Annotated in this window: 10 protein-coding genes; 6 read left to right on the forward strand and 4 right to left on the reverse strand. The window is 33.0% G+C overall.

The genetic code is table 11. The features are described from left to right. Positions 1 to 39: 39 nt before the first annotated feature. The 5 genes from GQR97_RS07030 to GQR97_RS07050 all read left to right on the forward strand — a co-directional run bounded on the left by GQR97_RS07030 (position 40) and on the right by GQR97_RS07050 (position 7,752). Positions 40 to 1,770, forward strand: a complete 1,731-nt coding sequence (locus GQR97_RS07030; RefSeq protein WP_158846845.1) for a T9SS type A sorting domain-containing protein — start codon at positions 40 to 42, stop codon at positions 1,768 to 1,770. Positions 1,771 to 2,331: 561 nt separating this feature from the next. Continuing rightward, complete coding sequence (locus tag GQR97_RS07035; RefSeq protein WP_158846847.1) at positions 2,332 to 3,948, forward strand: aspartate:alanine exchanger family transporter; 1,617 nt, start codon at positions 2,332 to 2,334, stop codon at positions 3,946 to 3,948. Positions 3,949 to 4,305: 357 nt separating this feature from the next. Next, positions 4,306 to 4,977 (forward strand): succinate dehydrogenase cytochrome b subunit, encoded by a 672-nt coding sequence (locus tag GQR97_RS07040; RefSeq protein WP_158846849.1) that lies wholly within the window; start codon positions 4,306 to 4,308, stop codon positions 4,975 to 4,977. A gap of 11 nt (positions 4,978 to 4,988) precedes the next feature. Then, complete coding sequence (locus tag GQR97_RS07045; protein WP_158846851.1) at positions 4,989 to 7,001, forward strand: fumarate reductase/succinate dehydrogenase flavoprotein subunit; 2,013 nt, start codon at positions 4,989 to 4,991, stop codon at positions 6,999 to 7,001. 10 nt (positions 7,002 to 7,011) lie between these two features. Beyond that, positions 7,012 to 7,752, forward strand: a complete 741-nt coding sequence (locus tag GQR97_RS07050; RefSeq protein WP_158846853.1) for a succinate dehydrogenase/fumarate reductase iron-sulfur subunit — start codon at positions 7,012 to 7,014, stop codon at positions 7,750 to 7,752. Positions 7,753 to 7,839: 87 nt separating this feature from the next. On the opposite strand, the gene GQR97_RS07055 is transcribed toward GQR97_RS07050, so the two are convergent. The 3 genes from GQR97_RS07055 to GQR97_RS07065 form a co-directional block, all read right to left on the reverse strand. Continuing rightward, positions 7,840 to 8,121, reverse strand: coding sequence for a pyrimidine/purine nucleoside phosphorylase (locus GQR97_RS07055; RefSeq protein WP_158846855.1), 282 nt, complete (start codon positions 8,119 to 8,121; stop codon positions 7,840 to 7,842). Positions 8,122 to 8,205: 84 nt separating this feature from the next. Next, positions 8,206 to 10,512, reverse strand: coding sequence for an inorganic phosphate transporter (locus GQR97_RS07060; RefSeq protein WP_158851649.1), 2,307 nt, complete (start codon positions 10,510 to 10,512; stop codon positions 8,206 to 8,208). A gap of 72 nt (positions 10,513 to 10,584) precedes the next feature. After that, positions 10,585 to 11,775 carry a porin gene (locus tag GQR97_RS07065; protein WP_158846857.1) on the reverse strand — a complete coding sequence of 397 codons (1,191 nt, stop codon included), beginning with the start codon at positions 11,773 to 11,775 and terminating at the stop codon, positions 10,585 to 10,587. 385 nt (positions 11,776 to 12,160) lie between these two features. Here GQR97_RS07065 and GQR97_RS07070 point away from each other — a divergent pair, with 385 nt between their 5' ends. Further along, the gene (locus tag GQR97_RS07070; RefSeq protein WP_158846859.1) at positions 12,161 to 12,475 is read left to right on the forward strand and encodes a nicotinic acid mononucleotide adenyltransferase; all 315 of its coding nucleotides are present in this window, start codon (positions 12,161 to 12,163) and stop codon (positions 12,473 to 12,475) included. 77 nt (positions 12,476 to 12,552) lie between these two features. Here the strand turns inward: GQR97_RS07070 and GQR97_RS07075 are convergent, their stop codons facing one another. Beyond that, positions 12,553 to 15,378 carry a TonB-dependent receptor gene (locus GQR97_RS07075; RefSeq protein WP_158846861.1) on the reverse strand — a complete coding sequence of 942 codons (2,826 nt, stop codon included), beginning with the start codon at positions 15,376 to 15,378 and terminating at the stop codon, positions 12,553 to 12,555. Positions 15,379 to 15,421: the final 43 nt, after the last annotated feature.

Raw genomic sequence — 15,421 nt, forward strand, 5'->3', positions numbered from 1 at the left:
AATTAATTAATCCTCATTGAATTATCTAAAATTGTTATTATGAAAAGAACAAATACGCGAAAAGTACTTCTCTCGGTACTAGCTAGCTTATTCGGTGTGGCTAGTTTTAATGCGCAGGTTATGCTGAAAGAAATACCTCTAAGTCAGCAAATTGAATCTTCAGGCTTAGTTGTTGAAGGAAAAGTAATTTCAAAAGAATCTTTTTGGAATGCAGATCAAACTAATATTTATACTATTAATACCGTTGAGGTTTACAAGATTTTTAAAGGAAATCCAGTAGAAATAGTACAAGTTATAACTACAGGAGGTACAGTAGGGAATATGTCACAAAAAGTTTCACCCAGTTTAAATTTAAATGCCAATGATGTTGGTATATTTACTTTGGCTAGCGATGTTAATGTTACTAGTAATGGGTTTAGACCTTATAGTGGTGTTCAAGGTTTTTATAAATATGATTTAAATAGAGATGTTGTAATAAATCCATTTAATAAAAGGGAAGGTATTGAAACATTATATACTGAAATTCTATCTAAAACTAAAACTGATTTTTCTGAGGTTTTAAAATATAATGTTGCAGAACAAGCAAGCAAAGCAGCAAAAAGTGCAAAAGTATTAGCTCCTGCTAGTATTTCTTTTACGGATCAACCAGTTAGCGCAGGAACAAAAACTGTTTTAACAATAAATGGAACTGGATTCGGCTCTGTAAAAGGTGGTGTTGGATTTGCTAATTCTAGTGATGGAGGAGCATCTGTTACTTATGCTTTAGACTCACAAGTTTTAACTTGGACAGATGAACGAATTACTGTTGAGATACCTTCTTTGGCAGGAACTGGGCTTGTAACTATTGTTGATTCAAATAATGATTCATCAGTATCGGAAGAGGTATTAACAGTGTCTTTTGCATTATTAACTAATGAAAATGCTGGTAAGGCTTATCCTGTTCAATATTATGGGGCAAACGGAAATGGAGGTCTTACTTGGAGCATGAGTACTGATCTTTCAAGTAATAGTAGCGCTAATCTGGCTTTTATGAGAGCATTTGATACTTGGCGTTGTGAAACTGGAATTAATTGGGGAGTAAGTGCTAATACAACAACTCAGAATAGCGCAGGACTTGATGCTGAAAATGTTATAGCTTTTAGCCCTAATTTACCTGAAGGGTATTTAGGAGCAACAACTGTGTACTATGATTCTTGTAATGCTTCTGATTGGGTTGTTGCTGAAGTAGATATAATATTTGATGGTAAAACAGACTGGTTTTATGCTGAGGATGGTTTTGTTTTTGGATTTGATTTTGAAACTGTGGCATTGCACGAGTTGGGGCATGCTCAATTACTAGATCATGTAATTGATGAAAGTGATCCAATGCATTTTAATATACAAAGTTTTATTGCGAATCATGAATTAAGTGATTCAAATAAAGAGGCAGCAAATATTATTGTAACCAATAGTACAACTAATGCTGTTTGTAGTTATCAGTTAATGAGTGGATATTCATGTCTATTAGGAATTGAAGAAGATGTTTTAGAAAGTGGTGTTGATTTATATCCAAACCCTGCCAAAACAGAATTTTTTATTAAAAAATCAGCTTCAATTAATCTAGAATTTGTAATTATTTACGATGTTAATGGTCGTTTAATTTCTAAACATGATGTTTCTAAGACTTCAGGACTTCAAACTATAAGTTTATCTGGAATTTCTAAAGGACTTTATTTTGTAAATATTAGTTCCGATTTAGCTTCAATTACTAAAAAACTTATTGTAGACTAATAATTACTTTTTCAATGTATTAAACTCATCTTATATTTTCTAAATTTAGAAAATATAAGATGAGTTTTTTTTGATTATAATCCTTCAAAAGGAAAAATAAAACGATTATTAAAACATGTTCGAAGTATTCAAGGTGATTACTTTTATGTATCTTCAACTTATTATGGAATAAAGAGCAAATTTTTTAAAAACACATTTAACGTTAAATGTTATGTCTTTGGTTAGTATAACGGATTTTTAATAAAGAGTCTCTTTTTGAGAATCAACTAGTTAGTGAGAATAGCTATAAAAGTCATTTTAATTTTCGGTTTTATTTTTAGTTTATAAAGGTAGTTTGTCTTAAAATTGAAAAATAAAATATTCAATTTTATTAAAAAAATTACTACAACGTATTCGTTCAACATACATAGTGTCTGCGAGGTGTAAATATAAGGAGTATCAATGCTAGTAAGAGTTTTAGGTGACAATTATCATAAAACTTATTTTAGTAAAATTATATTTTTGCTGGGTAGATAAAACTAAATTTTTCATAATATTACAATAAAATAAATATTATTACTCATGGAACTTTTTTTAGAATTACTCACTAAAGACTACTTTGTGTTATTTCTAGTTATTGGCTTCGGAATTGCTCTTGGAAATGTTAAGATAAAAGGGGTTAATTTCGATACTTCAGCTGTTATTTTTGTTGCGATTTTTTTCGGCTATTTATACAATCTGTATGGCATTACTTTTAGTATTCCTCCTATTATACAAAGTGTGGGGCTGGTTATGTTTATATATACCATAGGGATGCAAGCAGGACCTTCCTTTTTTAGTTCTTTTAAAGAACAAGGCATAAAATTAATAGCTCTAGCAGGAATTACCGTAATTACGGGTGGAATTACGGCGGTATGTATCTCTTATATCTATGATGTAGATATGAACATGATGAGTGGTTTATTGACAGGAGCATTAACATCTACGCCAGGTTTAGCTGCGTCTATTGAGGCTTCTCATTCTTCTTTGGCATCTATTGGTTATGGAATTGCGTATCCTTTTGGTGTTTTAGGTGTTATCTTATTCGTGAAATTAGGGCCGGCCTTATTTAGGGTAGACATAAAAAAAGAAGAAAAAAACTTTGAAGAAATGTCGAATTCTTCCACTCCGATGATAATTAATAAAAACTTGATTATCTCTAATGAAAATGTTAATGGCAAAACCATTAAAGAGTTGAGAATACGCTTCATGACAAAGGCTAATATTTCGCGTGTAATGAAGCCTAATCAACTTCCTATCTCTCCAACAAAAGATACCGTTTTGGAAACGGGAGATATTATTAAAGCCGTGGGAACTGTAAACGCGTTAGAACGGATAGAAGTTTTATTAGGGAAAGTTACAGATATACAAATTCCTCGCAGTGAAACTTTCGAAGTTAAATGGTATGTAGTAAGTAATGATGCTGTTGTAAATAAAACGATTAGAGAATTAAATCTTCTTGAAAACTATGCGGCTACAATTACACGTATTAGAAGAGCAAGTATCGATTTGGCCCCGCACCCAACAACTCAAATAAAATATGGTGATAAAATTCTGGTTTCTTGCTCTGTAGGTAATGTTTCTGCGGTTACGCAGCTCTTTGGAAATAGTCTAAAAAGAATTGGGCAAACTAGTTTTTTACCAGTAGCATTCGGAATTGTTATAGGCATCATTGTTGGAGCTATTGCTATTCCTTTAGGCGGTATACATCTTAAACTGGGTCTTACCGGTGGGGTGCTTTTAGCTTCCATATTTTTAAGTTGGAAAGGAAAAGTAGGACCAATAATTTGGAACTTACCTGGTCCTGCAAACCAAATATTACGACAGTTAGGGCTTTTATTGTTTCTAACTCCTGTAGGTTTAAGCGCAGGACAAAGTCTAGTTTCTGCTATTCAAGAACACGGTGCTGTTTTGTTTCTTTTTGGAGCTTTAATTACTTTAATTCCAATGATTACCACGGTGCTTACAGGGCGTTTCATTCTAAAAATTAATTTTTTATCTATACTAGGTGCGTTAACAGGAGGAATGACATCTACTCCTGGGTTAAGTGCTACAGATTCAATGACCGAATCTGAAGCGCCACAAATTGCCTATGCTGCAGTTTATCCTTTTTCATTAGTACTTATAATAATTGTTGCTGAAATAATGGCAATCTTATAAATGATTATGGGTTAAATATAAAATTGGAGTAATTAAAAATTAAGTGATATGGGTTATTAAACTTTTTAAGAATTTAGTAACTCGAGTATTATAATAACATTGATGATTTGGCTTTATTATTAAATTGAAGCCTATTAAAAATCATCTTAATTTTATGTAGCTTTTCGACTATCATAAATCGTGAAAACATGCGTTTATATGAGAAATTTATAGGCGTAAAAGCTTGTGGAATAAAGAGATGTGTTGAGTTGCGGACTCTTTGTTATAACGATTCTAAATAGTTAAAAAAAGGGATTTTTATTTCAGTAAATAGTATCTAAATAGTACATTTGTTATCAACTAAAATAATTTAAAATAATGGGCGGATTTTTTAAATCTTCAATTGGAAGAAAAGTTGCTATGGCACTTTCTGCATTCTTCCTCATGTTTTTCTTAATAATACATTTAGCAGTAAATATTACTTCTTTATTTGGTGAAACGGTCTTTAACGACATGTCTCATTTTATGGGAACCAATCCTTTAATACAATTTGCTTTGCAGCCTGTATTAATTTTTGGAGTTGTATTTCACTTTGTAATGGGATTTGTATTAGAGTTGAAAAACAAAAAGGCGAATGGAGTTGCTTATGCAAAAAACAATGGTGCAGCTAATTCTACTTGGATGAGTAGAAACATGATTTACAGTGGTCTTGCTATATTAGCATTTATTGTGCTTCACTTTATTGATTTCTGGATACCAGAATTAAACACTAAATACGTAGTAGGTGATATGTCTGGTATGCATGATGGTAATTTTAGATATTATCATGAGTTGGTGGAGAAATTCCAAAACCCAGCAAGAGTTGTTGCTTACGTTGTAGCATTTGTACTTTTAGGATTGCATTTAGCACACGGATTTACATCTGCATTCCAATCGATGGGAGTAACGGCAGGACGTAAAAAAACACTTCAAAGTATAGGGAAAGGATATTCTATTATAATACCATTAGGGTTTATAATAGTAGCAATTTCTCATTATTTTAACCATTAATCTTATTATATATGGCTTTAGATTCAAAAGTACCAGAAGGTCCAATTAAAGATAAATGGACAAATTATAAAGACAAAATTAATCTTGTTAACCCTGCAAATAAACGTCATATTGATATTATTGTTGTAGGAACAGGATTAGCAGGTGGTTCTGCTGCTGCAACATTAGCAGAATTAGGATACAATGTAAAAGCTTTTGCTTATCAAGATTCTCCTCGTAGAGCGCATTCAATTGCAGCTCAAGGAGGGATTAATGCGGCAAAAAATTACATGGGAGATGGAGATTCTAATTACAGATTATTTTACGATACTGTAAAAGGAGGAGATTACCGTTCTCGTGAAGCAAATGTTTACAGGTTAGCAGAAGTTTCTTCAAATATTATTGATCAATGTGTAGCACAAGGGGTTCCTTTTGCACGTGATTATGGTGGTTTGTTAGATAATCGTTCTTTTGGAGGGGTTTTAGTTTCAAGAACTTTTTATGCAAAAGGACAAACAGGACAACAATTATTATTAGGATGTTATTCGGCAATGAACCGCCAAATTGCTCGTGGTAAAATTGAAATGTTCAATCGTCACGAAATGTTAGATGTTGTAAAAGTTGATGGTAAAGCAAGAGGTATTATTGCTCGTAATTTAATTACAGGAGAAATAGAACGCCACTCTGCACACGCTGTTGTAATTGCAACTGGAGGATATGGAAACGTTTATTTCTTATCTACCAATGCAATGGGTTCTAACGCAACTGCTGCTTGGAAAATTCATAAAAAAGGAGCGTATTTCGCAAATCCTTGTTTTACACAAATTCACCCAACGTGTATTCCACGTTCTGGAGATTACCAATCTAAATTGACGTTAATGTCAGAGTCATTACGTAATGATGGTAGAATTTGGGTTCCAGCAAAAATAGAAGATGCAAAAGCAATTCAACAAGGTACATTAAAGCCAGTACAGATTGCGGAAGAGGATAGAGATTATTATTTAGAGCGTCGTTATCCTGCATTTGGTAACTTGGTACCTCGTGATGTAGCTTCTAGAGCTGCAAAAGAACGTTGTGATGCTGGTTATGGTGTAAATGCAACAGGAGAAGCTGTGTATTTAGATTTTGCTTCTGCTTTTCAGCGTTATGGAAAACAACAAGCTAAATTAAAAGGAATAAAAAATCCTTCTAAAGAAGAAATTGTAAAATTAGGACAAGAAATTATTGAAGAAAAATATGGAAATTTATTTCAGATGTATGAAAAAATCATCGCTGAAAACCCGTATGAAACTCCAATGATGATATATCCAGCAACACACTATACAATGGGTGGTGTTTGGGTTGATTATAACTTAATGACTACTGTTGAAGGTTTATATTGTATTGGTGAAGCAAACTTCTCTGATCACGGTGCAAACAGATTAGGTGCTTCTGCATTAATGCAAGGTTTAGCCGATGGTTATTTTGTTCTACCTTATACTATTGGAGATTATTTATCTGATGATATTAGAACAGGAGAAATTGCTACGGATACAAAAGAGTTTGATGAAGCAGAAAAAGAAGTAAAAGATAAAATAGATTTCTTTATCAATAACAAAGGAACTAAAAGTGTAGATTATTTCCACAAACGTCTTGGTAAAGTAATGTGGGATAAAGTAGGAATGTCTCGTAACGAAAAAGATTTAAAAGAAGCTATGGCAGAAATTAAAGCGATTCGTGAAGAATTCTGGAAAGACGTAATGGTTCCTGGAAGCGCAAGCGAAATGAATGCTGAATTAGAAAAGGCAGGTCGTGTAGCAGACTTTTTAGAATTAGGAGAGTTATTTGCTAAAGATGCTTTAGTAAGAAATGAATCTTGCGGTGGACACTTTAGAGAAGAATCTGTAGAGTTAGATGGTGAGCAAAAAGGAGAGGCGAAACGTAATGATAAAGATTATGCTTTTGTATCTGCTTGGGAATATAAAGGAGAACCTGCAGATGCAGTTTTACATAAAGAAGAATTAGAATTTAAAGATATAGAACTAAAACAACGTTCATACAAATAATAAAGACATTATGAATTTAACACTTAAAATTTGGAGACAAAAAGACGCTGGTTCAAAGGGTCAAATGGTAGACTATAAAGTGACTGATATTTCAGAACATATGTCTTTCTTAGAAATGATGGATGTTTTAAATGAACAATTAGTAAATTCTGGTGAAGAACCTGTTGCTTTTGATCATGATTGTAGAGAAGGTATTTGTGGTGCGTGTTCTTTATACATAAATGGTGAAGCTCATGGTCCTGATAGAGGTATTACTACTTGTCAGTTACACATGCGTATGTTTAACGATGGAGACACTATTACTATAGAGCCATTTAGAGCATCAGCATTTCCTGTAATAAAAGATTTAATTGTAGATAGAATGGCTTTTGAGCGTATTCAACAATCAGGTGGTTTTATTTCTGTAAATACTTCTGGTAATACGCAAGATGCTAATGGACTTCCTATTTCTAAACATGCAGCAGATGCAGCTATGGATGCAGCGGCTTGTATTGGTTGTGGTGCTTGTGTAGCTACTTGTAAAAACTCTTCTGCAATGTTATTTGTGGGCGCTAAAGTATCTCAATATGCTTTATTACCACAAGGGCAAGTAGAAGCTGCAGATCGTGTACAAAACATGGTTGCACAAATGGATTTAGAAGGTTTTGGAAACTGTACTAATACAGGTGCATGTGAAGTTGAGTGTCCTAAAGGAATTACTTTAGAGAGTATTGCAAGAATGAATAGAGAGCTTATGAAAGCTTCTATATAATTTCAAAATAATTTATATTTATAAAAAAAGCTTATATCTAATTGATATAAGCTTTTTTTTATGTCTTAAATTGTCGTTTAAAATAAATTAAACATATTGGCATAAGTATGAAGTTTGAACGCTAACTTTTACTTGAAACTTTTCATTAGCATCAATAGAGTAAGATGCACCGGCTTTATAAATTTTCCATTCAGGTGCGTTTGGTAGTTTAACTTCCATTTCACCTTCAATAACACTCATAGTTTCGTGTGTAGATGTGCCAAATTCGTATGTTCCAACTTCCATAACACCTATGGTCGATTTTCCTGTTGCAGATGAATAGGCTAAAGATTTTACGTTGCCATCAAAGTATTCGTTTGCAGATATCATATGTTTAAAATTTTCAATTAGTTACAAAAATAAAAAAGCACCTAAATTTTAGGTGCTTTTTTGAACTATAATTTTACGTTTTTATTATTCCTCTTCTTCAGAACCAGAAATAGTGGCCGGTTTTACCGAGGAATCATGTGCGTTATAATATTCTTCTAGTAAGCTCATTGTTGCCTTAAGTAAATCCTTAGTTTCTAACAATACACTAAAGTATAAAGTCGTGTTTTTAGGACTTGATTCTTCAGTTCTAGTACGTTCTACTTGCTTCTGGATTTTTTCGGTTACAATATTAAACACTTCATCTTTTCTGCTTAAAATTTTTCCTATTTGTTCAAATGAACGAGAATCGAAAGCTGTTTTTGTGTCAAAAAATAATTGCTCTAACGCTATATCAACTTCTTTTAATTCCTTAATTTGATTGAATTTAAGTTTTTTGTGATTGTTGTTAATATGCTTATAGCTTACTTTAGAAATGTATTCTAAAGATTGTGCCATATCTTGTAAATAGCCTAAAACATTAATGTAGAAGTTACTTGCTCCAAGACTCGATTCATCTAAATTCTTAATGAAGTAGAAAATGTTATTACGTAAATCGTCAACTTCAACAGATAGTTTCGCTACTTGTTTCTGGTTCTTTTTAAGAGATTGTAAATCTTGTTTAGCTAGACCATTTATAGCATTTGTATAGATCTTGTTTCCACGTTTAACAACGCTTGCAATATTACCTGCGCTTTCGTGAATTACTCCTTGTACAGAGCTGCTTTCAGCTTTTATTAAGCTGTCTTCTGCGCTTACTTCTTTAGATTTTTTATTATGAACAATAGAACTTCTAATAAGTAAAGCAAAGGCTGCAACTAATAAAATTGGAAACATTACTGTAATGTTCAAGTTTAATAAGTAAGCAACTAAAGCTGCTGCAGAAAAGGCACTAAAGGCAGTGAAAAACCATCCACCAATAACATTTATTACACCTGCAACACGGTAAACAGCACTTTCTGCTCCCCAAGCCCTATCGGCAAGTGAAGATCCCATGGCAACCATAAAAGTAACGTAGGTTGTAGAAAGCGGTAACTTATAAGATGTAGCTATTGAAATTAAAACGGCTGCAATCATTAAGTTTACGGCAGCTCTAACTAAATCGAAAGCAGGTAATTCTACCGTTTTGTTTTTTGAAACTTTTATTACAGGAACTTCAAATTGTTTATCTATTTTATCTTGTAAAGATTTGGGTAATATAAGGTTGGTAAATTGCGAGATTAAAAGAGCTAAACGAACAAAACCTCGTGATAAGAAGTTTGGCTCAAAGCGTTCTTTTGTTTCACTTTGACTGGCTAAATCTAACGATGTTTTTACAACGTTTTTAGCTTTAGATGAAAACCACAAGGTTAATACCATAATCATTCCTGCAGCAAATAATAACCAGTTATTGGTTGGTACTTTCTCTGCTAGAACATCCATTGGGAATTGAGTTGCCGGAACTCCAGAGGCCGACCATTCTAAAAAAGCATTATAGGCAGCAATTGGTACTCCAATAAAGTTTACTAAATCGTTACCAGCAAAGGCTAAAGCAAGGGCGAAAGTACCTACTAAGATAATAAGTTTATAAATATTAGCCTTAAGAAAAGTAATAACGGCTAATGATAATAATGACCAAAATGCAAAACTGACTAAAACTATTAAAGCGACTTGGGCTTCCAAGAAATCGTTCATAGTACGTCCTCCTAAAATATCGAAAGAATCTTTAGCGTATGATGTTCCTTTTAATCCTTTCATAAAAATGAAATAAGTAATCGCTGTTAAAGCGAAACCACCAAATAGAGCACCAACCCATGGCGCTTTACTTTCAAAATTATAAGATAAAAGTAATCTTGATACCCATTGAACAAATGCACCAACAGAGAATGCGACCACCACCGAGAGTAGAATACCGAATATAATCTGGGAGGCTTTGGAGGTATTAATGTAATTTACCACATCAGTAAAATCGCCACCATCATGACCAATTTTTATTAATGAGATGGCGACTGCAGCACCCAATAATTCGAAAACGATAGATACTGTGGTGGATGTTGGCATACCAACGGAGTTGAAAAAATCAAGCAGGAGAATATCTGTAATCATCACGGCCATAAATATGATCATGATTTCACTAAACATAAATTCACTTGGATTAAAAATTCCTTTTCTGGCAACCTCCATCATTCCACTAGAAAACACGGCACCTACGGCGACGCCTAAACTAGCAACAATCATAATAGTTTTAAAAGAAACGGCTTTAGAGCCAATAGCAGAATTTAAAAAATTTACTGCATCGTTACTAACGCCAACTACCAAATCTGCAACAGCAAGAATGGCAAGGGCGATAATCATGTATAAATAGATATTATCCATAGTGTCTGGTTGAAATAAGGTTGCAAATATCATGACTATATAAATTTAGTGTGTTATGTAAATGTTATTTCTTTAAAAGTGTATATCGCATTGTAACCGATACATGAGTTTATTGTTTCCGCTAGCAATATCCATGTAAGTTAAATCGCTTTGAATTTTTAATTTATGACCAACAATATATTTTGAAAGTCCAATTGTGTATTGGTTTTCTGCAGTTTCACCTGTAATTTTTTTATCTAATGTTACGTTAGTGTATCGTCCAGAAACTTCCCAATTGCTTTTAAGTAAATAACCAGATTGTAAATTTAAACCTTTACCTACTTGAACGATATCTCCCGTTAAAGTACCATCGGAGTTTGTTGCAAAAGGATTGTCGGCAGTTCTATCGGCATATTCAGTCATAAATGAGAAGCCTTTGTATTTAAACATGGCATCAATAAAGAGTGTTGATATGTTTGTTTCAAAAAAACCAGTATCGGTTTCCATGTAAGAACCTTGGTTGCTTCTAGTTTTTACCGCATTATTGTTATAATCGTAACTTATACCTAAAGCTAACTTTGGTGTTTGTTCACGCTTTAAATCGGCTCCTTTATAGTCACCTTTGCTCGTGAAATTTCCAAAAGGTAAAAGTTCTAGACGTCCTGTGTATTGGTGCCCGCCTAAGTTTCCAGTAGTTACGTTCCTGCCTTCACCTTGCGCAAGAGAAAAAATTTCTTTAACAACGAAAGTGTTGGTAAGATTAAAATGATGTCTTAATTGAAGTCCAAAATCACGATCTATATTAAAACTACTGTTCAGTAATGAGCGGTCTACTTGTTGTAAATTAGCAGAAGAAATAACGCGTTCTCTGTTGCCTGGGAGTTTTGTTTGGCCAACCCAAAGCTCGAAGTTGTCGTAGAAATTCCACATTAAAACGGCGTCTAAAATATACCGAGGCGCATTACTTGTAAATTCTGAAGCGCCAGATTGATCTCTATTAGAAAGGCCTAATTCAATTTTATACTTAAGTTTTGGACTGTAAGCAAAACCATTAAATTTTAGTCTTGACCGTCTTATTAAGAAATTAGCCTCGTTTTTTTCACCATCTGCCCAGGTTGAAGCACCTTGAAGTTGTACTCTTAATCCTATTTTCATAGTCCAAGAGCTGTCTTTTCCAACAATGTTGAACAGTCCTTTGCCGAATTCGCCCGATTTAATCTCTTGAGATTGTAGCGAAGTTATTACAAAAAACAATACCCCAAGAAGGGGGAGCTTGCAATTCATATGTAGTATTAGTTTTTGTCGCTGCAAAGAACCGATACTAATGTTAAATTAATGTTTCCTTATTGTTAAGTTTAAACGAAAAAGACTGCCTTAAGTTAAGGCAGTCCCATTAGAAATCATTATAATGTAGTCGACAAAAACTAATAGATTAAATGAATTGCTAATAATTGTCCGAAGACAAACACAAATGTCTTGTATTATGTTAATTGTAATGTAATGCTAATATTAAGTAATTATTAAGAATCTGTTATTGTTTTAAAAATATAAAACAATTAAAAACAGATACTTATGGGTTTAATGTTAAATTAATGTTACGTAAATGTTGTGTGAGTGTAAAATGTTTCTTATATTTGTGTAGGACGTATTAATAATAAACCCAAACAAAATGAAAAATATATTAATTATCGCAATAGCATTATTTACATCAATGACTTTTGCTCAAAAAGAAAAATCTTTAACTTTAAATAAAGAAACTAACCAAATAGACGCTATTTATTATCACGATAATGGTGAAGTAAGCCAAACAGGTGCCTTTACTGCAGATGGTAAGTTAGATGGTAAATGGGTTAGCTTTGATGAAGCAGGAGAAAAAACAACTGTTGCGTATTATCAAGATGGTAAAAAAGTTGGTAAATGGATTCACTTTATCGACGGAAAGAAAAAAGTAGTGAGTTATGAAAATAACGTTGCTACGTTGTAGATAGCCATACTATTAGTGTATAAAAAAACGCCTAAAACAATATGTTTTAGGCGTTTTACTTTTATAATATAATTCTTTTAGAATTTGTATGCATAACCAATAGAAAATTCAGTACCAGGTTCTCTTAAAGAGAATATTTGGTCTTGAGCTTTGTAAGATTGATAAACACTTTCTCTATTGCTTCCTAAAATGTTAGATACTTTAATATCTATTGAAGATTTTTTGTTCTCTCCAAAAGCTTTGTTCAAGGTAAAGTTTAAACTCTTAAATGGTTTAGTGTAAACATCAGGAACACCACCTAAACCAACAACTTCTAAAGTTTCACCTTGCATATTAAAAAACAGACCTGTTTGTAAACCTAAATCCGAATTAGAATAGTTTAAACTCGTGTTTATTAAATATGGAGCTTGACCTTGTAATTCACGTTTTTGATCTATGGTTTGTCCGTCACGAGCATTTGCCGTTCTAGAGTTAAATTCTTCGTCAGACATCGTTAATTCGGACTCAGTAACCGACACGTTTAAAGTGAATTTTAAGTCTTCTAAACTCTCTGTAATAAATCCTAGGTTTTTTCTAAATTCAAATTCAGCACCGTAAACCTTAGCACTACCTAAGTTACCTATAGTTAATTGTGTTGGAGCAGAAGCAAAGAAAGATTTTTCTAAAGGATCTGTAAAATCTTTAAAGAAAGCACTAACAGCAAACATAGCGCCAGCATCTCCAAAGTTTTCAAATCTTAAATCGAAGTTGTTTACATACGTTGGTTTTAAATCGATATTACCAATGAATAAACGGTCTGTAACAGGATCGAAAATTTGAGATAATGATGCTTCTTTAAAAGAAGGTCTAGCCGTAGTTTTATAATAAGATGTACGAATGTTAGATTGATCAGTTACGGCGTAAATAAAGTTAGCCGATGGAAATAAATCATACACATCAATTACTTTAAATCTGTTGTATAAATCTGTTCCATCTTGTCCTGTGTAATACGATGTAAATATTTCTGCTCTTAAACCTATAATAGATTTTAATTTTTCAGAAATATTAAACTCGTTAGAAATATAAGTTGAAGAAATATGTTGCTCACCTTCATAAGCATCATTTGGGTTAAAAATATCACCAGAAATTAAGTATGTACCGTTTGTGTTATCTCTACTCCAAAGGTTTTCTGTTGCTAAAATATTATCAGGGTTTCCGTTTAGAACAGATGTACCGTTATTATCAAACGTCCAATCATCTACACTAAAATCTCTAAATTTATAAGTATGGCCACCACCAAATTTTACTTTAGCAGGCTTTCCGAATAATTCATATTTTTTACTTAAATCTATTTTACCAGCCCAGTTTTCTTCTTGTAAAAAACGCCAGATTCTAATTGGGAAAGTTGCTGCAGAAGCACTAATAAAGTAATCTCCAGATTGTGATTGTTGTAAAGGTGTTACTCTATGGTCTAAATCGTGAACTTTAGAGATTGTAGGAGATAATTTCCACTCAAAATCCCATTCGTTTTTAGCTCCAAAAGAGTGTTTTCCGTTTAAAAGAATATTAGTTACCGAACGCTCTGTATAAGTAATCGCATCTTTTGTTAAAGGCTCGTAACCAGAACCAGAACCAGAACCACCTTGCGCTACAACTTGGTTAAAGAAGCCACCAGTAGATTCTCCATTTTGAATATGAAGTACATTAACACGGTATTTTGAATTTTGAGTTTTATAGGTTAAACCTACAAGCCCGTTAACAAGCACATTGTTAATACCTTCACGACCATTAGATGTTCTATCTGCAACTAACTCGTTATTTGATTTATCGTTAGCATCTATTGAGTAAGCGCCATCTACACGGTTTTCGTAAAATGTTGTACTGTTTTTGTATGAAAACGAAGCTAAGTATCCAAATTTGTCATTTTCGCCAACCTCAAATTGATCGCCTATTGTAAAGCCAAAATTAAAGTTAGGTTTACTTGTCTCTTCTTGCGCTCTTAATTGACTGTCAAAACGCCCTGTAAGGGTTGTTAATAAACCTCTATTATCAAAAGTTCCAGGAATATTTTGGTATCTGTGAATTGGTCGGCTTCTAGAATTGTCATCATATCCAAAAAAATCAGTACTACTAGAGTTTCCTATTAGGAAGTTATCTTTACCGTGCATGCTTGGGTTAAAACCAGCACCAAGAGATAAAGAAGCTTCAAATTTTGTTGGGAAATCTTTAGTGATAATATCTACAACACCACCAGTAAAATCGGCAGGAAATTCTGCTGCGGCAGATTTTATAACAATAATATTGTCGATAATACTTGTAGGGAAAACATCCATTTGGATTGTGTTTCTGTCAGGATCTAAACCCGGAATATCAACACCATTTAAAGTTGTTTTTGTGTAACGATCTCCAAGACCACGTACATAAACGTATTTACCACCTTCTACAGAAACACCAGGAACAGATTTTACTGCAGCAGCAATGTTACTTGCTCCACTAGATTTAATGCTTTGTGCAGATAAACCATCTAAAAGGGTAACCGATTTTTTCTGAATGTTTAATACAGCATTTTCAGTATTTCTTTTTGCACTTGTAGTAATTACAATTTCGTCTAAAGAATTGGATTTTAAAATAACATCTAAATCAAATACTTGTCCATTTTTAATAACAATATCACTAATTTCTTTGGATTCGTATCCAACGAAAGAAAAGATTAGCGTGTAAGTTCCAGCATCTAAAGACAATTGGTATTTACCATCAAAGTCTGATGTTGTACCTGTTGTAGTGCCTTTTACTAAAATGTTGGCAAAGGCCATTGGCTCGTTGTTGTACTCACCGTCTAGCACATTTCCAGCAACAGTTCCCTGAGCATTCAAACTTAAAAATGAAGTTAAAAAAAGCGAAAGAACTATAAAAATATTTTTCATATATATAATTTATAAACTACTGCCCGCCATAAAAGCAAGCAGT

Source organism: Algibacter sp. L1A34, assembly GCF_009796805.1.
GTDB lineage: Bacteria > Bacteroidota > Bacteroidia > Flavobacteriales > Flavobacteriaceae > Algibacter.

What these genes read in the sequence shown, in the direction of transcription:
- GQR97_RS07050 (WP_158846853.1), top strand. Translation starts at nt 7,012, where the DNA reads ATGAATTTAACACTTAAAATTTGGAGACAAAAAGACGCTGGTTCAAAG.
- GQR97_RS07060 (WP_158851649.1), bottom strand. Translation starts at nt 10,512, where the DNA reads ATGGATAATATCTATTTATACATGATTATCGCCCTTGCCATTCTTGCT.
- GQR97_RS07075 (WP_158846861.1), bottom strand. Translation starts at nt 15,378, where the DNA reads ATGAAAAATATTTTTATAGTTCTTTCGCTTTTTTTAACTTCATTTTTA.
- GQR97_RS07035 (WP_158846847.1), top strand. Translation starts at nt 2,332, where the DNA reads ATGGAACTTTTTTTAGAATTACTCACTAAAGACTACTTTGTGTTATTT.
- GQR97_RS07065 (WP_158846857.1), bottom strand. Translation starts at nt 11,775, where the DNA reads ATGAATTGCAAGCTCCCCCTTCTTGGGGTATTGTTTTTTGTAATAACT.
- GQR97_RS07045 (WP_158846851.1), top strand. Translation starts at nt 4,989, where the DNA reads ATGGCTTTAGATTCAAAAGTACCAGAAGGTCCAATTAAAGATAAATGG.
- GQR97_RS07030 (WP_158846845.1), top strand. Translation starts at nt 40, where the DNA reads ATGAAAAGAACAAATACGCGAAAAGTACTTCTCTCGGTACTAGCTAGC.
- GQR97_RS07070 (WP_158846859.1), top strand. Translation starts at nt 12,161, where the DNA reads ATGAAAAATATATTAATTATCGCAATAGCATTATTTACATCAATGACT.
- GQR97_RS07040 (WP_158846849.1), top strand. Translation starts at nt 4,306, where the DNA reads ATGGGCGGATTTTTTAAATCTTCAATTGGAAGAAAAGTTGCTATGGCA.
- GQR97_RS07055 (WP_158846855.1), bottom strand. Translation starts at nt 8,121, where the DNA reads ATGATATCTGCAAACGAATACTTTGATGGCAACGTAAAATCTTTAGCC.